The organism is Bradyrhizobium sp. CCGUVB23 (assembly GCF_024199885.1).
Lineage (GTDB): Bacteria > Pseudomonadota > Alphaproteobacteria > Rhizobiales > Xanthobacteraceae > Bradyrhizobium.
Genome location: NZ_JANADQ010000004.1, coordinates 126,889 through 148,024 on the forward strand (window position 1 = coordinate 126,889; position 21,136 = coordinate 148,024).

The following is a 21,136-nucleotide window of genomic DNA, read 5'->3' on the forward strand; positions in this document are numbered from 1 at the left end:
AGGAGGCGAGAATTCGTCCATGTCGAACCCTGCTATGAGCCGCCTTTACTGCTGATGCCAGCCGCAGCAGGCAGTGAGCCCACACGCCATCCATCCAGCCGACCTTGTTCGGCGGGATGTCGTCGTCCGCAACTGGGGCCGGATCGGCACGAACGCCAGGTGATGGCAGACCTTCGACAACGGCACTGAGGTCAGCGAGGCGTTCTGGACGGCTGGAGTGCGTCAAGCGCCGGCGCGGATACGGTGCGGAGGAGAAAACGCGATAATTCAGGAGTTTTCCGGGGATTACGGCTCAGCTCGCAATATCGGCCCTACCCGTGCGGCAATCTTGTGTCAGATGGAACAAAATCATCGCAAAGGAACGTCTCCATGACGACCGCGAACGAAATTGCCGACCAGACTCGCAGACGAGCAGCATGACTAAGGCCCAGCGGCTTGCTGATGGCGTGTTCGCTGGGCGGATCACAGAGGCGGCCGTAAGCGGAGCCGAGACGAGCCCGGCCGGATTCCGGGAAATTCAAAGTCAAGGAATCGCTCGCCCGCGAGGGCTGGGTCGCAATCCCGCGACTGGCGCGACAATGACGATCGCGGCCTCGAAACTTTCCACTTCACGCCAGCCGGCAGTCAAGGACGCCCTCAACGGAACAGACACGGCCGGCGCCACAGTAAGGCAAGAAGAGAAGGGACTTGATGTCCCTCCTCGGCGGCGAGCGCCGTACTGCGCTGGCGAATGCAGGGGAGTTCGGCCTCGAGCGCCGCGCCCGCGGCGTGAACAGGCAGTCGCGCAGCTCGGCCCGCAGCTCTTCGATCGTGTCGACGACGGTCATGAGCGTGTTCTGGCGAGCGACAGGTCGCTCACGGCGTGAGCCTCTGGCGGAGCTTCAGTCCCGGTTCGTCGACCAGATCAAAGGCAGGCCTTCGCCTTCGACCTCGATCAGAGTGGCGAGTAACGGGGCGGGGAAGTCGGGTTGTCCAGCTTGACCGAGAGGTAGTCGCGCCGGTGTCCTTGGTGGTCTTCTCGTCAGGGCCGCGCCCGTGCCTCCACAGTACTGCCACCTGCGTAGATGCGGAAGTGCGTTCCTTCTCGAGGGGTTCTCGACGCGGACCAGCTTGGCCTTGACGTTTGGGTTGAGACATGCGCCAGGTGGAGCTGCTGGTCTGGACATTGCCCCTACATCGCGCGTCAGGACAGCTTCGCTTTGAAAGGTGGCACCGCGATCAACCTCTTTATCGCGACATGCCCCGACTGTCGGTCGATATTGACCTCGCTCACTTGCCGATCCAGAGCGCGACGCGACCCTCACATGTGAATGCTGATCGAAAAATGACCCCATCGACGTCGTCGGGACCCTTCAGGCCATTGATTTCATTGAATTGGAAACGATGGACCCACGCTGACCGCGGTCGAGACCCGCCATGTGGACGGCCCTCTCCTCGCAAGGGTCTTTTGCATTGTTTTGATCAGATCAAGCTAGAGTCCATGTCCGTGTGTGGATGCCCTCGGGAATGCAAGAAGTTTTTATCGACGAACTTGAGAACATGCGATCAGGTGCGGTCGTGTCCGGCTCCCATAAGTTGCGGCATTCTGCACGCTGCGGGCCTGTATGGCGATACGCGGATTAGTCCAAATCGGCCTGGCGAGCTCAAAAGCTCCTGACATATTCTGAAGTTATCCAAATCCCGTCTCTAAGACCGTAAGCCCTCACTCGTCCTTCTGCCCTTCCTCAACATTCCGACGCTATCGGCGGATACGGCGCGTTCTGCCACCGCTGCTGCCGATCGCGGTAATTTTCGGTCATTAGGCCCAGACTATCCGCGCCATCTTATTGGCCAGCAGTTGCAACCAGAATGCGCGGTTTGCATACCAGCATCCGGTAAGCGACCGGACCCCTGGCACGCCCGTTCGTCCAGCCCAATTAACGACCGATGTTGCGCCATGGATCAAGAGGCGGCGGATATCGCGCTGGCCTCCATCTTTGATGTTTTTCCGAGCTTCGGCTTCTTCTTGCCGCCAGATTTTTGCCGGAGGTACGATCCCGGCCACGCGGCAAAGTCACGGCCATTCCTGAAGACCTCCATCGGTGGTGCGAAAGCCTGAATCGCCATGGCGGTGATCACTCCACCTCGGTATGGTCGTTAAGTCGCGACATCTTCATCCTGCTTGGCACGCTCGCGGATGATCTTTTCCAACGCTTTGATCTTGTCGTCGTACATCGTAATTTCCAAATACAGCCGGCTCAAGTCTCGCACCCGTTCAGAAGCCGAACTTTGATCCTCAATAACCTGCTCGGAGCCGATGCATTACGAATCAGCCTTGGGGCGCAATCACACCATATTCGGCTAGGTGGCCTCTTAACGCATTGATCATCTGCGTCCGCTGGCCGACGAGAATATCTCGCGTTCGGAACACCATGCCTGAGCCTGCTGAGCTTCAGTTTTCACGGCGACGAAATGCATCGTTGGGCGCGAGGCGGCTTCAACGATCGCCTCAGCATCGGCATCGTTCTTCTGTCTTTGACAAACGGCTTCACATAGATGGGCGGAATGAGCCTCACCTTCATGTCCAAGCTTAGCAATCTCACGGCCCCAGTCGTGCGAGGTAGCGCAACTTTCCATCGCCACCAGACACTTCGGCTGGCTGTCCAGAAACCTAAAACTCGCTCAAACGATAGTTTCTTGCGGAAGATCACCGAACCATCGGCGCCTGCCCCGTGCAGCTGGAAAGTGCGCTTTGCCAGATCAATCCCAATGGTAACATTCATGGATGTCTCCTTCCTTGATGATTGCGAATATCCTCATTGGCACATTGCGATGCCGGCGGGAGGGGGCATCCACATGGGGTAATCGCGGAGCGGCTTACCCTGGAAATCAATCATGATCTTGGAGGGTGGCTGTTCCCCGATAGGATGGAAGATACGGGCTCACGACTGGACGGGCCCAAGCATCGAATGGAGAACAGCCATGGACGAATATATCGGTCTCGACGTGTCGATGAAAGAGACTGCGGTGTCGATCCGACGTGGAGGCGACCGGATCTGGCGCGGTAAGTGTGTCTCTGATCCAAAGATCATTGCCGAGCTCATTCGCAAGCGTGCACCGACAGTAAAACGGGTGGTGTTCGAGACCGGCCCGCTATCGGTGTGGTTCTATCATGCGCTGTGCGCCGAGGGCGTGCCCGCGATCTGCATCGATGCTCGCCATGCCAAAGCAGCCCTCGACATGGCTGCGAATAAAACCGACGCGAACGACGCCGATGGATTGGCGCAGCTTGCGGAAGTAGGTTTCTTTCGTGAGGTGCGGGTGAAAGGGTTCGACAGCATGCTAACCCGCACACTCGTGGCGGCGCGCACTCGGCTGGTCAGAATTACCACCGAACTTTCGAACCAGATCCGTGGATTCATGAAAACATTCGGGCTTCTTATTCCAGCCGGAAAGGGAAGCACGTTCGAGAAGAATGTCCGCAGCCTTCTTGTCGATCAGGACGGGCTTGCTCCTATTGTGTTGCCCATGCTGGAAGCTTGGCGAAGCATACGCATCAAGGTCGCCGAACTCGGGCATCAAATCATCACGGCTGCTCGTCAAAGCCAAGCCTGCCGCATCCTCATGTCGATCCCCGGCGTCGGCACGATCACCGCGACATCTTTCGTCACCGCCATTGAAGAGCCTGAAAACTTCAAGAAGTCTCGCTCTGTTGGCGCCTGGCTTGGTTTAACGACCCGACGCTACCAATCGGGAGAGGTTGATTATGATGGCCATATATCCCGACGCGGCGACCATCATCTGCGCGGGCTTCTGTACGAGGCGGCGACAGTCATCCTGACTCGCAGCGCGGCCAACAGCAGCTTGCGCACATGGGGCCTCAAGCTTCGAGAGAGGATCGGCTTCAAACGAGCCGCCGTTGCCGTAGCACGCAAACTGGCGGTGATAATGCATTCGATGCTCAAAACTGGTGAGTTCTTTGATCGGAACGCAGGAGCCGAAATATGATATCTTGCGGATAGCGTTCAAAATCTGAGCGCCCGAGACGTCCCTGCCGGGACGTGGGCCCGAGTCATTCCGTTGATGGGGTTGCACCGCTGATTCAGCAAAGTGCGTCGTCCACTGTGAAGGCTCCTCCCGCGAAGCTCCATCATGCGGCGGCTTATGTCGACCGCGAAGACAACCCTGCACCCGGTACAGGCGTCTTAGAAGCAAAGATACTTGACACCACCTCCGCGATTAGACAACTCCATCAGCCTGTTGTCGCGCTCGCAGATGAACGCTGGCCAAGATGGTTTCCGCGACGCGAGTTCCAAACACGCCGGCGACCTTTGCGGGGTCAGTGGGGTCCACGGAGTATCTCGTGTCTAGGATCGATCGATCACACCATCTGCTTGTCACCTTGCAAGTTCCGGCATCGGCTCAGCACGGTTGCAGTTAAGTTGCTCCCCGTGCCTGGCTGATCTCTATGCCGCGCCCGCCGGAGCGACGCGCGCGGATGTCATGGCGTAGTTTTCGCCCGTGACCATCAGTTTCCAAGCGATACGGGCCATCTTATTGGCTAACGCTACGGCGGCCAGCTTCGGCGGCTTGCGCTTGAGAAGGTCGAGGAGCCAGGGCGAGGCGCGTCCTCCGCAGCGAACAGCATGCCTGATCACGGCGGTGGCCCCCGACACCAGCACGGCGCGCAAAGCTTCATCGCCGGCCCGGGTGATGGCGCCGAGCCTGACCTTGCCGGCCGTAGAATGATCCTTCGGCGTCAATCCGATCCAGGCCGCAAACTGGCGCCCTGACCGGAATAGCTCAGGCGCCGGGGTCTTCATCATCAACAGCGCCGCGCCGATCGGACCGACGCCAGGGATCTTGGCGAGACGTCGGCTGCATTCATCAGCCTTGTGCCAAGCCATGAGCTTGGCGGCGACTTCGGCGATTTGCGCCTGCAACTGAGCATATTCTTCAGCCTGGGCCGCGAACAGCTCGCGAGCCAGGTCGGGCACGCTCTCATCCGCTTGAATGTGTTCGAACAGCGGATCGAGGTGCACCATCCCTTTGGCGGCGGTAAAGCCAAACTCGGCGGCATAGCCGCGGATGGCATTCGACAATTGCGTGCGATTGCGGATGAGCCGATCGCGCAGGCTGACCAGCATCAGGGCCGCCTGTTGCTCGGCAGTTTTTACCGGCACAAAACGCATCGTTGGCCGGCTCATCGCCTCGCAAAGCGCCTCGGCGTCAGCCGTATCGTTCTTGCTGCGCTTTACATACGGTTTGACCAGTTGAGCCGCGATCAGCTTCACCTCATGGCCGAACGACCGCAAAAGCCGCGCCCAATGGTGGGAGGCGCTGCAGGCTTCGATCCCGATCACCGTCGGCGCAAGCTTCTCGAAGAACTCAACCATCTCCTTGCGCCGCAACTTCTTGCGCAAAACCACCTTCTCGGCGGCGTTCACCCCGTGAAGTTGGAAAAAACGCTTCGACGTATCCATGCCGATTCGGCTAATCTGTTCCACGGACGGTCTCCTTTGTCTGAGATCTGCAACGACCTCATTCTGGCACAATCGATGCCGTCGGGGGCCGTCCACCCCAACACGCCGAAACACACTCGCCGGCGATCGAGGAGATCGATCGCCGGCGCCAAGCGTTTCATGTGAACTCCGATTCCGCTTCTGACGCACAGAACTATGCGGCCGACCTGCGCGTCTTCCTCGAATCGCGGCTCGGTGACCTATTCGATGATGTTGCTCATCCCGCGTACACCACATCGACGAAGCCGCTGACGCTCATCCCTCTGATGGACAAGCTGCGCGGGCTCGTCTCGATCGGGACAGGCGAACTGTTTGCCAATCCGGTCGTCAAGCGGTTCGCGGAGGATACCGCCCTCGCCGAAGGGGCGGAGCCGCGGCGTGTCCTCAACACGTCGCACCACGACAAGGCGTCGATCAGCTACATGGACGTAAAGGCTGTCGAAGCCTACTTCGCGCGGCTGCGGACCAGCATAGAAAAGGTCCACGAACGATTTAGCCTGTACCGGTGGCGCGAGCCGCTCGCGTCTTCCGAGAGCAGAACGGACGTCGTGCCCTTGCGGCCGATCATCAGGCCCACCTTTTCCGTTCCGCTCTGCCCGGAAATCGCCGCGTTCGTCGGTGAATTGCCCGTGGGCGGGACGCAAGATGTTGCTGTCGAACGGCTTGGTGGCGAATGGTTCGACGGCAAAGCGCTCTTCTACGTCCGCGGCGACACGTTGGGCTTTGCCATACCCGGCGGCGCGGTCGCGATCGTCGAGGTTGAACCTTATCCTGGCCGCGACCAAAATCTCGTGATCGCTCAGTATCGCAATCAAGTGCTGGCACGACGGCTGGTGACGTCACGTGGCGCAATCGGTGTCTCGCTAGCTGCGCAGATGCCCGACCCGCGGACCTCGCGCCCGACACTGACGTTCGACGAGAGCAAGCTGCGCCTGCACCGCATCGTCGGCGCAATCTTCACCGATATGCCGCCGCCGCCTGGAAGTGGCGAGGCAACGCCTGTCGATATGGTGCCGGAGCTTGCGCACGTCGTCGTCGCTTACCGCGTCAGAGAGGACAGCGCCGTTCCACTCGCGCTTCCCGGTCAGATCATTTTGGGCGGCGCCGAGCTAACAATTGGCGATCTCGATCGATGGGAGAACACACTTGTCGCAGTAACGCTCGATGATGGTACGAGCATTCTCAAGCGGGTCGGCGCCCGTCTGCCCGGTACGTTGGCTCACCTCCGCCAATTCGAGACGATCGGGGGCCTCGGTTCGTCGATTGTCCTCGCGACCGAGGCGACCGATATCTTCGGCGTGATACCGACCTTGGTCACTGCGCGAAGAGTCGTTGGCGTGCTGTATGATTGCGCGTGATCAGGCGACGGAGTCGTTCAGATCGTTTGCAGGTACACCGAACGTCCGTTTTCTAACTGAGAGTGCAGATAGTTGTCTCACTGCTATCGGCCAGTCTTTGCAGTTACCGAAATTGAAATCGCCCGAAATCTCATCCAATTTCAACCTCGCCAATCCAGATCCTGAAGAAGATCGACGCCGCTGCGGTGTTTTGTCGGCGATGTGGCTCCCATCGGCAAGGCCCCCTACCTAGCCGATGACGGCATAACGAGGAATAGCCCCGGCCGCGCTCCGCGTGTTGGTCCCACCGACCGGGCTTTCGTGAACGAACCCACCCGCCATCCGGCTTCGATTCCTCGCGCTGATGTCGTCTAACCGTCAGGCCACGTTTTTTTCTGGAATCCCGCGGGGTTCGAGAACCGCGGTCGACACATGTCCCTCGAAAGCTGCGCGGGCAACGCCGACCAGATGCTGATGATGAGTGAAGAAGAGCACTTGCGTCTTTTCCGCCAGCTGTTGCAGCACTTTGAAGCCAGCCGCAGCCCGCGCATCGTCGTAATTGATGAAAAGATCATCGACGATAAATGGCGCTGGCGTGGAATGCGTAAGATACTCTTCTACGGCAGCGATGCGTAAGGCCATGAACAACTGATCGGCCGCGCCTTCGCTCAGTCCTGATACTGGGACGGCACCACCATCCCCGCGCACACCCGCTAGGTGCGGAACATCCTTGTCATCGTATGCAAGCGTAAGCCGTTCGAAGGAACCGCCGGTCAGGATCGAGAACAATTCCCCGGCTCGCTTGAGCAGCGGCGCCTGCTTTTCACGCCGAAACCGCTCGATCGCCCATCTGAGGATCAGCGACGCCGAACGAACGCGCGCATATTGCGCGGCCGCGTCCTTCATTTCCGCCAACGCAACCTGACGATCCGATGCCGCCCTTGCCGCGGCAGCGTCGCTGCCGACGGCCTCGAATACGCGCTCGGTATCGTTCCTGTGCTGGATAGCGGTCAGTTGCCGCTCTCGCACCTCTTCGAGAGATTTCTTCAAAGTCTGTTCCCGCGCCGCAGCCTGATCCGGATCGTTGCTGTGGCACTCCTCGGCGAGAACCGCTAGGCCAAGACCGTCGCCATCGGCTTCGAGCGTTTCGCGCAACCGCGCCCGTTCATCCTTGAGCGCGCGCTGTTGGTCAGATCGCTGAATGGCTTCGCGCAACGCACCGATCGTTCCGGCACCGGCTAACTGTTGAAGCCCTGTCATAATGACCCTCGCGTCATTTCTCGACCTGTCGCAGTCGTCCAGCTTCTTCTGAAGACTTTCAACCGCTTCACTCTTCTCGTTAAGTGAGTCACGCGCCTGCTTCGATGCATTCAATCGTGCATGAAGCTTGAGGACAGCCTCGTCTGCGTCCTCGCCCGCCAGCTGCGGCGACACCGATGCAATGAGCCTTTCGACCTCCGCTGCAAACACCTTGACGTCCCGCTCGATCTTTCCGATCCGCTCGAGCTGCAAGTCCGCAATCTTAACAGATGTCTCGCGCATCTGGTCGATCGCGTCGATTTGCTCCTGGATGGTCTCAATGGGAGCTTCAGCCGAAAGACTGAGCGCCGCCAAGGCGTCCTTCCACTGCGCATTCCAGGCGTCGCGCTCTTTCTCGGCGCTCTCGACCACACCGCGCTTGCGCTCGACGTCGGCCTTGAGCTTCCGCTCATCGAGCGCAAGCTCGTTCCGCTTTTGCGCATTCGCCTCTTCCGTGCGGATGCGCACTTCCGCCGTCGACAAAATGCCGTTCAGGGGCAGGCTGCCTGCCGAGGCCGCAATCGCCGTATCCTGCAGCAAGCCCACTAGCTGTCGCTTGGCTTCTGCGATTTCCTGTTGCAGCGACGTTGCCGAGCGAGCTCCGCCGTCGCGCTTGGCGATCTGATCCAGCAAATCGGCCCTCGCGTCGAGCCAGTCAAGCATCTCGTCAGGGGCAACGGGCCATCCGTGACGCCGCTCCACATGCCGGCCCAGGTCATGGCCAAGGCGCTCCGCTCTGCCGCTAACGAGGCAAGTTCTTGCTTATTGGAGTCGAGAGCGTCATGCTGGTCGGCGATCTGCCGAGCCAGCACCATGGCCGCAGCCGTCGACTCTGCGTTCTGAAACCGCTGATCCGCCGCCGCATCGGCATGGCCGACAGCCGTTTCATAGGCGTGGAGCAGCGCGTCGCCATCTGCGAAGGCGCGCTCTTCCGACTCCGGCACTGCGATATTGTCGACATGCCGACGCCTGATGATAGACCATCCTGCGTCCCGGCGTTCCCGCAGCTTCGTCAAATCCTCGGCCGACACGATCTTTTCATCGGATACCAACCGCGCGTAAGATTTTCGATTGTTCTCGACAGCCCGAGTCAAATCGCGAATAGCCGCTTGCTGGTTTTGAGTACGGCCTTCAAGATCGCGCACCACGTCGCGATGTGCCTTCACTGCGGCTTCGGCCGGGACTTTCATGGCGCGCAAACTCGTCTCGTCAACGACCGCGGGATTCATCATCGCCATTTGCTGCCGACATAGTTCATCCGCGTCCCGATACTCTCGCTGGGTAGTCAGGAGACGGGCGTCAAGATCGCCTAAGGCGGAAGTGGATTTGACCACGCCCGCCAAGCCCGACAGATCCTGGGGGGTCCCGATTGCCTCAATGCGAGCCTGGAGATCAGCCAGCTTTTCGCCAGCGTCTTCAAGGGTCTTCTGGGCATTCTCGACCGCCGCAAAGCGGCCGCCGCGAGAGGTCAGCAAGCCTTGCACGGCCGAAGCTTTGGCACGCGGCGGGATTCTATCAAGCAGCTCGGCGGTTTCACCCGTCCAAGCCAGTTCGGACGCTGCCCGCTTGAGAGCGTCTTCCGCCGCTGCGAGCTCCGCCCGCCGCTTTGGCAAATCGGCTCTTCCCGAAGCGAGCTGGATGCTGCGCTTGGACAGGCGTTCGATCTCCGCCTCATGGAGCAGAACGTTATCGTCGATCGCGATCGCGGCGCGCTCAGCGCTGAACGTTGCTATCTGTTCCTGATAGGCTGTGATGCGCGCCTCCGCGGCGGCGTTATCGGCCGACGCCTTGTCGAATTGCTTCGCGGCGTCAGCGGGCAGATCGGCAACGACGCCGAGGGCCGTTATCTCGTTTTCGATCTCGCCGAGACGCCGTACGTTGCGATAAACGCGCCGGACGCGCGCGATTTTGGCGAGCTCGGCGACTTGCTCTTCGATCTCTTTCTCGACCTGGACACAGGCGTCGCGCGCCTCTTCATAGGCTGATTTCAGCTCCTGCCATTTGGTCGCGGTGACCGTGTGTTGGCGCAACGTCGCTTCGGCCTCTTTGAGACGTTCCTCCGCCTGGTAATATTTCCGGTGCCCCGCCTTGCGGCTGCCCCACAGCCCGTCCGCTTCTTCCTGCATCGCCGCCAGTCGATCGCGAAGACCGGAGACGCCCGCCCCCGCAGCGAACAAGGTCGCGCCGACATCGTCCTTGGCCTGGATGATGTCCCGGCCGCCAGCGCGCAAGCGCTCATGGTCGAGACAGAACATCCGGCAGAAAAATGCGCGATCTATCCCACCGACCAACGGTCCAAGCAACCCGTCGCCCGCAGCAAGAGGCAGCTCGTCAAGGCCGAGCAGCGTGTCCTTGTTGCCCTTGCGCCGCCGGATCGATAGCGCCGTTCCCTCACGTTCCAACGTCGCGCCGATACGCAACGCCGCGTTCTCATGAAGAAAGTTTCTTGCAGACTGACCCGGAATCCCGAACAGCAGATCTTCAATCGCCGACATCGTCGTCGACTTGCCGGCCTCGTTCTCGCCGTACACGATATGAAAATCGGGCCCTTCAGACGGAAAATGAAGCGAGGCTTCGGTGAAGTGTCCGTACCGGATTAGGTCAAGGGAACGGATACGCATGGATCACCGCCTCTCCGCAGCCAAGCGCGCGCTCAGATATGCGCCTGCCTGCTCGATCACCGCGCCAAAGTCTTTGTTGATCGCCGCCTCCAGAAGCGGATCGTCGATATCAAGCGCGGCATCGTGCGGAAGCCTGCGGACGACATCGCCCAGATCGCTCGCGATCTCCGCCTGCAAGTCAGCGTCGTCCGCAGCCTGAGCCAGCAGGACAGGGAGATCGTTGATCGCACTCCCATCCGACAGAATGGAAACCGCCGATGCCGGCCTGGTCGCATTGATAACGCGTTCGATCCAGGCGACCTCTTCACCGAGCGCGAGGGCTGCGGCGCGCGCTTCCGCCAGCAACTGCGGCCCGGAGGCCAGCAACTCGCCATGGAGAGCGGTCGTGCCGCTCAGCTGGATGCGGCAGGCCAGCAACCGGCCCTCTGCGTTCCTGGTGACCTTGCCGATGATGCTCTTGATTTGATCGATGACGTCGCCAAATCGCACGCATTCGCCAACCGGAACGTCGAGATATATCCATCGCACGACGTCCGTGTGCACTGGCTCAATGCCTTGCAGCGCGCCGTCCTGCACCGTGATCAACTGCGCCGACTTTGCGCCGGCCTCGCGGATATGGCGGCTTTGCAGGTTGCCGCAGAACACGACGTGCGGATGCTCGTGCAGCACGCCGCCTTGATGCACGTGCGCGAGAGCCCAGTAATCGTAGCCCTTGTTTACCAGTTCATCGAGCGTACACGGCGCGTAGTTTTCATGGGGGCCGTTCGTTCCTCCAAGGGCGGTGTGTAGAACACCGATGTTGAAGTACCCCTTCACGGGCGGGGGATAAGCCGCCGCCAGGTTATCCGTCGTCGCCTGCATACGGAAGCTCTGACCGTGGAGCGCAACGCGATGATCCTCGAGCTTGAAGGTCTGGGATTTGCGATAGGCAAACACCTGCACGTTGTCCGGCAGTGTCAGTCGTTTAGTGATCTGACTTTCAGCGTCGTGATTGCCGTGAAGAACGAAAGCCGGGATGTTCGCCGCGTGCAGGCGCCCCATCTGCCGGACGAAAAAGAGCCCGGTCTGAAAATCGCGCCAGTCGCCGTCATAGAGATCGCCGGCGATGACCATGAAAGCCACCTGTCCGTTGATCGCTTGGGTGACAAGGTCTTCGAAGGCTGTTCGGGTCGCCGTTCGGATTCTTTCAGCCGCGGGACCTTCCTGACCGCTCAGACCCTTGAGGGGACTGTCGAGATGGATATCCCCAGTGTGGATGAATTGAAAATAACTCATATCGTTGTTCCAGCAAAGGCTGAGACAAAACATGAAGATGGCGGACAGGCAACGGGCCTTGAAGCGAGCTCCACTGAATTCAAGGGGACAACTGTTCATTGCGCGAGCGCTTTTGCACGACCCGGCAAATCACCGCGCCCTGGAGCCCATTCGTGATCATGGGCAGCACGATGCCGCCTCGAGATCCTGATTGAAGACGAGGAGGACGAGACGACGAGGAAGACAACGAGAACGAAGACGACCGCGCCGGCGAACCGCCGGTCGTGCGCGAGCCGAACGAAGACTAGGCAGGATGCTTTTTGGATTGGCGTAACCTAAGTTCAGCGTATTCGGATTTCGCCGATTGTGACGCAGATGGTTTCGGCCGAGCGCGCGGCGTACCGATGAATCCCGCAATGGTCCCCGCGTCATGCGTGCGGCCAATTCAAGTGCTCTGATCAACACCGTCCACACAGCGTTTGACACATTGGCAGGTGGGCTCAGCATTGAAGCCGGTTACGGGATACGTTCGCCACTTTGGATCGGTGCTCTCGCTGGCCGCGATCGGTCTGTTGGCGCCAGTTGGCGCGCGCGGGCTGGATTCGTATAGAGCCACTTTCGATGTTGCCGTATTTGTCAATTATACATTGACAATCAGCGGATAGGATGAAGTATGGCTTGAAACCTCACTTTGATTCCTGCTATGAATATCCACTATGAATGGACAAACTAGATCAAAGCTAAAGACTCTGCTGCAGGCGATCCCGCCAGGCTTCCTGGTGGATACCGCCTGGACGAAGCGCCATGCCATCTCGCGACAATCGGTATCGGCCTATGTCGCGCGAGGATGGCTGGAACGGGTCGCCCAAGGGGTGTACCGACGGCCATTCACCGACACAGAGCGAACCGAAGCAGTCAATGGCTGGAAGATACCGTTGCTTTCAGCGCAATGGCTCATGAGGCACGACTTTCATGTCGGAGGCGCGAGCGCCCTCAGTCTTCGAGGTCATGCGCACTATCTGCAGTTGGGCAGCGATCCGGTTATCTACCTTTATGGCGCCGACGTTCCAGCGTGGCTGTTGAACCTGCGTGTTGATGCGCGCTTCGTTCATCGATCCGACACACTGTTTGGACCCCAGCCGGTCGGCGTCGAGGATGCCGCATTCAGTCTATCGGACAACGATGACAGCGAACTTGCGCTCAGCCCCTGGAGATGGCCGATCAGGATGTCTTCGCCTGAGAGGGCGGTTCTTGAAACGCTCGATGAGCTCCCCGCGAATGAAAGCTTTCAAACGGTAGACAAGCTGTTCGAGAACCTGGTGAGCCTGCGACCGAAAGCGCTGAACCAGTTGCTCGAGCAATGCCGCAGCATCAAAGTCAAGCGCCTGTTTTTCATTTACGCCGACAAGCACGCACATCCGTGGCGAAAGCACGTCGACACCGCCCACATAGACTTGGGCCGCGGCGACCGCAGCCTTTTGCAAGGCGGACGGCTGCACCCGACCTATCGCATGACCGTTCCGGCCGAGCTCGTGCCACAGGAGACGGTCGATGGCACGTGAACGATACATGCGCCAGGTGGAGCTGCTGGTCCGGACACTGCCCTACATTGCACGTCAGGACAGCTTCGCTCTGAAAGGTGGCACCGCGATCAATCTCTTTTATCGCGACATGCCCCGACTGTCGGTCGATATTGACCTCGTCTACTTGCCGATCGAGGACCGCGACGCAACGCTCGCAGGGATCGACGCCGCTCTTGATCGCATTCGCGAGGATATTCAGCGTGATCTCCGCGGCGTCAGCGTTCAGCGCATCGCCGGCGGCGGCAATAATGACACGCGGCTCCTCGTCCGGCAGGCGGGTACCGAAATCAAGATCGAGACGTCACCTGTCGCACGCGGCACGGTTCACGCTCCCGAGCTTCGCGTCGTCAGCGATCTGGTCGCCGACGCCTTCGGATTTGCGGAGATGCAAGTGGTGGCATTTGAGGACCTGTTCGGCGGCAAGCTCCATGCTGCGGTCGACCGACAGCATCCGCGCGACCTCTTCGACGTGAAATTTCTGTATGACAATGAAGGACTAACCGACGCGCTCTACCGCACATTCCTCGTCTATGTCGCAAGTTCGGGGCGTCCTCCGCACGAACTGATCCGTCCGTCATTGTCAGAACTTGATGACACCTTTGCCAAGGAGTTCGAGGGAATGACGGTGACGCCGGTCGGCCTCGACGAGCTCAAGGAAGCGCGGTCGCGGTTATTGTCTGATCTGCTTGCGCGGCTCGACGACGCGGCGATGCGTTTTCTGCTAACGCTCCACGACGGCGAGCCGGACTTCGAAGCCATCGGCTTACCGCAGGCCGCGCAATTACCGGCGGTTCGGTGGAAATTGCTCAATATCGCAAAATTGAAAACGCAAAATCCTGAGAAACATGCGCAGTTGCGTTCGGAGATCGAAAAGCTGCGGCCATAGGTCCATAGCGGGGCGGCGGATATCGGTCCCTTCGTGCCCCGGCGAGATGCATTTCGACCAAGGTGTGACCAGCCATATAAATGCGCGCGCACCTGATCGAACCGGTGATCGGCGCCGACAAACATGGGCACACAACGAAGGCGTCCCATGCGAATGAGCCTGGCCGCATAACCTCGCAAACTCATGCTGATATCGGATTGACCGCCCAAATCGTCAGCGTCATCGAGGGTCGCCGACCTCTGCCCAATAGAGGCGGTCCTGCTCGGCCTTCAGCTCTTCGAGAGATACCGGGATCGGATGAAGGTCGACATTGTACATCGGCAATGGCCAATGCCGGTAGAGTACATTGACATGATCCTGGGTCGCGGATTCGTCCGGCAAACTTTCGGCAATCAGTCGGGCCAGAAGTTGCTCGGTTAGACGTTCCGCGTCTTGGAGCGTCTCTTTCTCCTGAAACTCAAGCCGCCCCCAAACCTCTGACGTGGCTTGAAGCCCCTCTACTGTGAACATTCCGCAGGCGGCCATCGCGTTGACAACCTGCACAACAGACGGCATGCGCGCTGGGTAGTAGCTTTGGTGGCCGACGGGTGCATTCCAGATCGGCGTGCCATCCTCGTAGGCCTCGACGTCCGCGTAGAGCTTGCTCTCTCGCTGATAGAGGGTGGAGTTCGGCATGATGAACTCGCCCATATTCCCTTCGAGATCATGGACCTTGCGCAGCGGCGCGACGGCTTTCCGGAGGTCCGCTACATCAATGGACCACCAGTCGGACAGCTGGGCGTAAATCAGCCGCTCGAGGTGCCCATAAAATCGGGCCACCAATTTATTCACCTTGCCGGCGATCCGCTTCTCGGGGCAGCGGACAATATCGAGCAGGATGAGAATCTTCGCCGCTTCCTCCTTGGCGAATCCCGCAAGCACCTCGGCTTCTCGCGGCTTTTCTCGCAATTCAGCGGACGCGGACCAAAATCCCTTGGCGCTGGCGTGGATGATCGGAAGCCCTTCCGCGATGAAAGCAAGCCGATCGGCGGCCGACAATTGGCAAATGCGGCTAGCCTGTCTCTGTCCAATCTGCGGCTTCTTCGTCATCGTCATGCTCTTCATCATCTGCCGGCAAGGGATCCGGCAATTCTCCCGCCAACATTCTGTCCTTGCTGAGCAGGCCGGCGTCCTCCAGCGCCTCCATGTTTGGCAGATCGCGCAGCGTCTCCAGGCCGAACTGCACCAAAAACCCCTTGGTGGTGACATAGGTGTAAGGCGCGCCGGGTTGCGGGCTCCGCGGGCCGCGCGCGATGAAGTCTAATCCGCGCAGACGGGCGATGGTATCGCGGCTGACCTCCTTGCCGAAGAAGGCGGACAGCTCGCTGCGGGTGATCGGCTGGTAATAGGCGATGCAGGCGAGGATCAGCGTCTCGGACTGCGACAGCGCCTTGCCGTCGCTCGCGCCGCCGATCGCCGCGCGGATCGCATCGCCAAAATTTTTCCGGGTGCGATGCTGCCAGCCGCCGGCCACGCTTACGAGCTCGTAGGGCCGGCCGCGCAGCTCGGCGCGGATGTCGTCGATGATCAGATCGAGGCTGCAGTCGCGGCCGACGACGCGCGCCAGGGTCTCGCGGGTCACCGGCGCGGGTGCGGCGAAGATCACGGCCTCGACCCGGCCCATCCATTCGCGCCAGCGCAGCTCCGGCGGCAGCTCGGTGAGCTCCGTGTCGAGATCCGCTTTGGCTCGCGCGCGCCGCCCCATCTCAGAGCCCGTACAGTCGGAAGGTCGGCCGTCCCGTGAGCTCGCGCACCGCACCCAGCGCCACCAGCCGTTCGAACAGCCGCCGCGTCGAACGGTCGCTCGCGGACGGGCCGGCGCCGGCGGCTTGCGCGTCCTCCATCAGCAGGATCCCCACCATCCTGTCGGCGTCCTTGCCGCGCAGTTTTGGCGCCACCGCCAGCAGCCGGTTGGCCCGTCGCACGAGGTCGGCGTAGAGCTCCGATGCGGCCGCGGCGGCGCGCGCATAGGCCAGGGCGCAGGCCGAAAGCCAGGCGTCGTCAACGCCGCCCGCCTTGCCGGCGGCGCGCAGATCGGCGCGGCGGACCTGGCTCGCGATCAGCGGCACGGCGATCGGCCAGTTCAGGCGGTGAGCGAGCACGACGTCGGCCAGCCACAGGGCCAGCGGCTCGCTTGCCGGCACAAAGCGCAGGCTCAGCGCCGCGATTTCGGCGGCGGCCGCGACGGCGCTGCCCTGTCCGGCCGCGAGTTTTGTCGCGGCTGTGACGACATCCGTGAGCGCAGCGTCGACGCGCAGCTCGAACCGAACGGACAGCGTCATCAGCCAGTCGTCCGGCGCCATGGCGGCGCGCGCCGAGCTGGCGCCAGGCCGCGAGGATGCGCCCGCCCGGGCCGGGATCATCGGTTGTGCGGCGCAGATACCAGGCGTCGCGCAGGGAAGCCTCGTCCTCGCGGCGCCCACTGTTCCGGGCGAGCACAGCGGCGGTGGCGAGCGCTAATCGATATCGCCAGAGCTGGCCGAGCGGGTGTTCGCTGCGCGCGATGGGGTGGAGTGCGGCGAGCGCGCCACCGGCCAAAAACATCGCATCATCAGCGACTTGTGCGGACGCGACCTGGCGCGCCCAGCTCGGTGCCGGCGGGACGGTCGGCGGGGCTTCAGGAGAGTTCGCGCGCGCGGGGGCATGGCGAAGCTTATGCCGATTGCGGCGCTTATGGCATCAAAAATCGCCAAAACCGCCGCACCTGTCGGGGGATAACAACGCGTGATAATGTTGCCTTATCAGTCGTTTTGCCCTTTATAGAGAGGATGCCCGTTGTCGCTCAGCCTTATTGGCTGGATTCGGCCTGAAAACGCGCGATTTTTCGGCCCCGCTCACCCTTAATCGGTGGACTCTCGATCGGCCGCGGCCCGCTAGCCTCGCGCCGCGGCCGCCATTTAGCCGCGCATGCCGTTCTGGGCCTCCTTCAGTCGCCAACCCTCCGAAAACGCCTGATTTCGCCTCAGAAGCCCGTAGACAGCCCTTTGGGGCCCGGCTGGTGGTTTGGGCCATCTGAGACACTCGATTGGCTTCTGCGGCTCCCTGACGCGATCGATAAAACACGTCTGCAAAGGGTCCTTTCTCCCAATTTGTCGATATTGTACAAAAGGGCCTGAATCGCCCCCGAAAAGCCCATGGCCACCGCTTCCCCCTTCCCTCCCCCGCCGATTCGTCGCCTGATCGGGTATGCTCGCGTCTCGACCGAGGAGCAGGCGACGGACGCCCAGGTCGACGAGCTGCGGGCCGCCGGCTGCCAGGTCCTGCACCAGGAGCACGGATCCGGCGCCTCACGGGCCCGGCCGGTGCTGGCCCGCCTGATGCGCGAGATCGGCGCCGGCGACGTCTTGGTGGTCGTGCGACTCGACCGCCTGGCGCGCTCGGTGAGCCACCTGCTTGCGGTGATCGAGGATCTCGAGGCGCGCGGGGCGCATTTCCGGTCGCTGCGCGATCCGATCGACACTTCGACGCCGCAGGGCATGTTCTCGCTGCAGGTGCTCGGCGCCGTGGCCCAGCTCGAGCGGGCGCTGATCGCGGAGCGCACCAAAGCGGGCATGAAGGCCGCCAAGGCGCGCGGCCGGCTGCCTGGCAATCCGGGCCTGCGTGAGCGGCGGCCGGAGGCGATTCGGGCCGCATCGGAGGCGCGCCATCAACCGGCGACAATCGCGTCGCGCTCGCAAGCGGCCTGACGATCGCTTCCCGCGCAACCGCGTCCTGCCACTTGGCGTCGTTGATATCGAGCTTGTCTCGATGGCGCCGCACGTCGCCGACCTTTGCACTCGCCCGATCCACCGAATAAGGGCAAGATTCCAGCGAACTCGGCCAGATCCACCGAATTAGGGTGAGCCGAAAATGTTAAAAATCAATCAAATGCAATCCGGTGAATAAGGCCGAATGACACCCGGTGTCGCTCAGCCTTATTGGCTGGATCGGCCTGAAAACGCGCGATTTTTCGGCCCCGCTCACCCTTAATCGGTGGATTTTTCGTCCTTATTGAGCGGACAGCTCACCCTTAATCGGTGGACTCTCGATCGCGCGTGGCCCGCTAGCCTCGCGCCGCGGCCGCCATTTAGCCGCGCATGCCGTTCTGGGCCTCCTTCAGTCGCCAACCCTCCGAAAACGCCTGATTTCGCCTCAGAAGCCCGTAGACAGCCCTTTGGGGCCCGGCTGGTGGTTTGACTTCATTGAACCACAGCGCCAGAACGGGTCGCGCGGCGGCCGGGTGGTCGAGCGGCGCCCAGAGCGTCGCAAGCGCCTTCTCGAGCTGCTCCCGCTCAGGAATTTCGCCGTGGACGCTTGCCGTGATCCGTTGCTGGACAGCCAGCGCCGTCCTGACAAGGGCACGATCCGGCGGTTGACCGCCCTCCCTTCCCTTTCGGCCAGAATCACGCCGCAATGGCTGCAGACGGGCGCGCGCGACCGTCACGCAGGCGGAAAGCCATGGAAAGGCGCCGGTGACACGACTCAAGCCGTTCCGATGATCCCGCTGGGGTCCCGCGTCGCGCGACGCTGCGGCCAGCCCGCGCGCAGCCTGTGCAGAAAAATGCGCGCTTACCTTGGAGCTTCAAAATCACCGCTCAGCCGGCCGGTTGACGAGCTCTGTTCCAGAGGCATACTTGTTGCGATATAATAAGGAACCCGCGACATGATCGAAGACGATCAACCTAATCTGGTGACCTCCGGCAAGAGCAAGAGGATCATCGTTGATGGTTATCCCTTCTCGATCGGCATCTTCCGTCTGGAAACCGATAAGACCTGGACGCTTGAGGTGGTCGATCACAAGAACACCAGTCACGCCTGGGACGAGCAGTTCGAATCCGATACAGAGGCACTCGACATGGCGGTGAGAACTATCGAGACGGAAGGTGCCCTCGCTTTCATACGTGGCAACAATGTCACTCCATTCCGTCAAGCATAAATCGAAGTGCCCACAAAACGGCACTTACGATTCTTCTGCTCGCCTTCGCCTCCGGCGGGCGCCGGCGCAGCGAGGTCGCCGGGCGGCGCATCGAGCAACTCAGCGACGAACCGCTTGTGCCGCTCGATCCACGCGATCCGAAGTCGCCGATCTTGCCGTGCCTGGCGATCCAGCTCGGCCGTACCAAGACCGGAGACGCGGACGACGAGGGCAAGGTGTTCCTGGTCGACCCACCCGTCGAGGCGCTACGGGAATGGCTCGAGCGAGCGGACATCCAGAAGGGAGCGATCTTTCGCGCGATCGACCGTTGGGGGGCACTGGAAGAGCGAGCGCTTACGCCGCAGTCGATCAACCTCATCGCCAAGCGGACGCGATGGCTGGTCTGGAACCGGGGGAGTTTTCGGCGCACGGTTTGAGGTCGGGATATCTGACAGAAGCATCGCTACGGGGCGTTGGTCTGCCGGAGGCGCCGATCGGCTCACGGCCGCGCATGGTCCGCGACAACCGCCACGTCTCCGCCTGCATCTTCGGCGCCATCTGCCCCGCCAGAGCGACCGGCGCGGCCATGATCATGCCCTACGCCAACACCGAGGCCATGAACCTGCATCTGTCAGAGATCAGCCGGGAGGTCGCGCCCGGAGCTCACGCCGTTCTCGTCTGCGACGGCGCCGGCTGGCATCAACAGGGCAACAAGCTCGTGGTCCCCGACAACATCACCGTCTTGCCCCTGCCGCCTTACTCACCCGAGCTGAACCCCATGGAAAACGTCTGGGCCTATCTGCGCCAGAACAAACTCTGCGCCACCGTCTGGCACCAATACGAACAGATCCTCGACGCCTGCCAGAGCGCCTGGCGTTTCCTCATCAACGATCCCGATCGCATCCGCTCCATCGGAAAGCGCGACTGGGCGTGTGTCAGCATCTAGCGTGCATGGTATTATTACAACGACACCGGGTGAACGCAGGTGCGCGCGGCCCGGCTAGGAGCCTGCCGAATACGACAGGCTGCACGGCACCAAACGTGGCGACGAACTGCCCGACTGGGTCGCCGACAAGCAGAAGCGGATCGCCGGGATCGCTGCGGCCAAGGCTGAACTGGAGGCGAAGGCCAAGGCCGCGGCCGACGAGGAGCGTCGCATCGAGGCCGAGAAGCAGAAGAGCCGCGAGGCTGAGGGTCGCAAGAAGACCGGCAAGCCCGCCGCGCCGCCATCCGACGAGCCTGCCGCAAAGGCCCAGCGCAACTTCACCGATCCTGAAAGCCGCATTCTCAAAACCAAAGACGGCTTCATCCAGGGTTATAACGCGCAGGCGGCCGTCGATGGCAAAGCGCAGATCATCGTTGCACACGGGCTGACGCCGAGCACGAGCGACCATGGCCAACTGGTGCCGCTGGTCGATGGCATCCAAGCCAATCTCGGCCACAAGCCACAACAAGCTTCCGCCGACAGCGGCTATCTGAGCGAGGCCAATCTTGCGAGCCTCGAGCAGCGCGGGATCGACGGCTACATCGCCATCGGACGCGCCAAGCGCCCCACCGCCGACAACGGCAAGGTCGGCGGACCGCTGACACAGGCGATGAGAAAAAAGATTGCCGATGGCGGCTTCGACACCCCCTACCGGCTAAGAAAGCAGATCGTGGAGGCGGTGTTCGGACAGATCAAGCAGGCACGCGGCTTCCGCCAGTTCCTGTTGCGGGGCCTGG

The 21,136-nt window shown here is 61.2% G+C and carries 16 protein-coding genes and 6 pseudogenes; 10 read left to right on the forward strand and 12 right to left on the reverse strand.

Annotation, left to right across the window (positions count from 1 at the left end):
- Positions 1–608: 608 nt before the first annotated feature.
- Together NLN62_RS52745 and NLN62_RS52750 are read right to left on the reverse strand one after the other, a co-directional pair.
- Entirely contained in the window at positions 609–827 is a 219-nt protein-coding gene (locus tag NLN62_RS52745) for a hypothetical protein (protein WP_254114464.1), read from the reverse strand.
- Between the two features lie 54 nt (positions 828–881).
- Positions 882–1,166: pseudogene (locus NLN62_RS52750) on the reverse strand (DUF736 family protein).
- On the opposite strand from NLN62_RS52750, the pseudogene NLN62_RS52755 reads away from it, so the two are divergent.
- Positions 1,136–1,282: pseudogene (locus tag NLN62_RS52755) on the forward strand (nucleotidyl transferase AbiEii/AbiGii toxin family protein); the annotation flags it as partial. The pseudogenes NLN62_RS52750 and NLN62_RS52755 sit on opposite strands and share 31 nt — an antisense overlap.
- A gap of 516 nt (positions 1,283–1,798) precedes the next feature.
- Here the strand turns inward: NLN62_RS52755 and NLN62_RS52760 are convergent.
- Positions 1,799–2,762: pseudogene (locus NLN62_RS52760) on the reverse strand (IS110 family transposase).
- Between the two features lie 199 nt (positions 2,763–2,961).
- Between NLN62_RS52760 and NLN62_RS52765 the strand changes: the two are divergent.
- Positions 2,962–3,987, forward strand: coding sequence for an IS110 family transposase (locus tag NLN62_RS52765; RefSeq protein ID WP_254106407.1), 1,026 nt, complete (start codon positions 2,962–2,964; stop codon positions 3,985–3,987).
- 458 nt (positions 3,988–4,445) lie between these two features.
- On the opposite strand, the gene NLN62_RS52770 is transcribed toward NLN62_RS52765, so the two are convergent.
- Positions 4,446–5,486: an IS110 family transposase gene (locus NLN62_RS52770; protein WP_254106570.1), complete on the reverse strand. Its 1,041-nt coding sequence runs from the start codon at positions 5,484–5,486 to the stop codon at positions 4,446–4,448.
- A gap of 137 nt (positions 5,487–5,623) precedes the next feature.
- Between NLN62_RS52770 and NLN62_RS52775 the strand changes: the two genes are divergently transcribed.
- The gene (locus NLN62_RS52775; protein WP_254114465.1) at positions 5,624–6,859 is read left to right on the forward strand and encodes a hypothetical protein; all 1,236 of its coding nucleotides are present in this window, start codon (positions 5,624–5,626) and stop codon (positions 6,857–6,859) included.
- 357 nt (positions 6,860–7,216) lie between these two features.
- Here NLN62_RS52775 and NLN62_RS52780 read toward each other — a convergent pair whose 3' ends face one another.
- Genes NLN62_RS52780 through NLN62_RS52790 form a run of 3 tightly spaced genes read right to left on the reverse strand, consistent with a single transcriptional unit; the run spans position 7,217 to position 12,132 of the window.
- Positions 7,217–8,770 (reverse strand): ATP-binding protein, encoded by a 1,554-nt coding sequence (locus tag NLN62_RS52780; RefSeq protein WP_254114466.1) that lies wholly within the window; start codon positions 8,768–8,770, stop codon positions 7,217–7,219.
- Entirely contained in the window at positions 8,683–10,758 is a 2,076-nt protein-coding gene (locus NLN62_RS52785; protein ID WP_254114467.1) for an AAA family ATPase, read from the reverse strand. The genes NLN62_RS52780 and NLN62_RS52785 overlap by 88 nt, the downstream gene beginning before the upstream one ends.
- A gap of 3 nt (positions 10,759–10,761) precedes the next feature.
- Positions 10,762–12,132, reverse strand: coding sequence for an exonuclease SbcCD subunit D (locus NLN62_RS52790; RefSeq protein WP_371933204.1), 1,371 nt, complete (start codon positions 12,130–12,132; stop codon positions 10,762–10,764).
- Positions 12,133–12,728: 596 nt separating this feature from the next.
- Between NLN62_RS52790 and NLN62_RS52800 the strand changes: the two genes are divergently transcribed.
- Positions 12,729–13,574: a type IV toxin-antitoxin system AbiEi family antitoxin domain-containing protein gene (locus NLN62_RS52800; protein ID WP_254114468.1), complete on the forward strand. Its 846-nt coding sequence runs from the start codon at positions 12,729–12,731 to the stop codon at positions 13,572–13,574.
- Entirely contained in the window at positions 13,564–14,481 is a 918-nt protein-coding gene (locus tag NLN62_RS52805; protein WP_254114469.1) for a nucleotidyl transferase AbiEii/AbiGii toxin family protein, read from the forward strand. The genes NLN62_RS52800 and NLN62_RS52805 overlap by 11 nt, the downstream gene beginning before the upstream one ends.
- A 219-nt stretch (positions 14,482–14,700) precedes the next feature.
- On the opposite strand, the gene NLN62_RS52810 is transcribed toward NLN62_RS52805, so the two are convergent.
- The 3 genes and pseudogenes from NLN62_RS52810 to NLN62_RS52820 all read right to left on the reverse strand — a co-directional run.
- Positions 14,701–15,576 (reverse strand): hypothetical protein, encoded by an 876-nt coding sequence (locus NLN62_RS52810; protein WP_254114470.1) that lies wholly within the window; start codon positions 15,574–15,576, stop codon positions 14,701–14,703.
- Positions 15,533–16,225 carry an SMC-Scp complex subunit ScpB gene (locus tag NLN62_RS52815; protein ID WP_254114471.1) on the reverse strand — a complete coding sequence of 231 codons (693 nt, stop codon included), beginning with the start codon at positions 16,223–16,225 and terminating at the stop codon, positions 15,533–15,535. The genes NLN62_RS52810 and NLN62_RS52815 overlap by 44 nt, the downstream gene beginning before the upstream one ends.
- Position 16,226: 1 nt before the next feature.
- Positions 16,227–17,067: pseudogene (locus NLN62_RS52820) on the reverse strand (DUF1403 family protein); the annotation flags it as partial.
- A gap of 587 nt (positions 17,068–17,654) precedes the next feature.
- Here NLN62_RS52820 and NLN62_RS52830 point away from each other — a divergent pair.
- Positions 17,655–18,170 (forward strand): annotated as a pseudogene (locus tag NLN62_RS52830) (recombinase family protein); the annotation flags it as partial.
- A 416-nt stretch (positions 18,171–18,586) separates the two neighbouring features.
- On the opposite strand, the gene NLN62_RS52835 reads toward NLN62_RS52830, so the two are convergent.
- Positions 18,587–18,985, reverse strand: a complete 399-nt coding sequence (locus NLN62_RS52835; protein WP_254114473.1) for a hypothetical protein — start codon at positions 18,983–18,985, stop codon at positions 18,587–18,589.
- 177 nt (positions 18,986–19,162) lie between these two features.
- Between NLN62_RS52835 and NLN62_RS52840 the strand changes: the two genes are divergently transcribed.
- From NLN62_RS52840 to NLN62_RS52850, 3 genes and pseudogenes are all read left to right on the forward strand, one after another.
- A complete protein-coding gene (locus NLN62_RS52840; protein ID WP_254114474.1) occupies positions 19,163–19,435 on the forward strand; it encodes a hypothetical protein in 273 nt (90 codons plus the stop codon).
- A gap of 23 nt (positions 19,436–19,458) precedes the next feature.
- Positions 19,459–19,934, forward strand: a pseudogene (locus NLN62_RS53975) (integrase); the annotation flags it as partial.
- Positions 19,926–20,360, forward strand: coding sequence for a transposase (locus NLN62_RS52850; RefSeq protein WP_371933209.1), 435 nt, complete (start codon positions 19,926–19,928; stop codon positions 20,358–20,360). The pseudogene NLN62_RS53975 and the gene NLN62_RS52850, both read left to right, overlap by 9 nt.
- On the opposite strand, the gene NLN62_RS52855 is transcribed toward NLN62_RS52850, so the two are convergent.
- Positions 20,350–20,841: a hypothetical protein gene (locus NLN62_RS52855; protein ID WP_254114476.1), complete on the reverse strand. Its 492-nt coding sequence runs from the start codon at positions 20,839–20,841 to the stop codon at positions 20,350–20,352. The two genes, NLN62_RS52850 and NLN62_RS52855, sit on opposite strands and share 11 nt — an antisense overlap.
- Here NLN62_RS52855 and NLN62_RS52860 point away from each other — a divergent pair.
- Positions 20,770–21,136, forward strand: a 367-nt coding sequence (locus NLN62_RS52860; RefSeq protein WP_254114483.1) for a transposase, incomplete at its 3' end; no start/stop codon positions are given. The two genes, NLN62_RS52855 and NLN62_RS52860, sit on opposite strands and share 72 nt — an antisense overlap.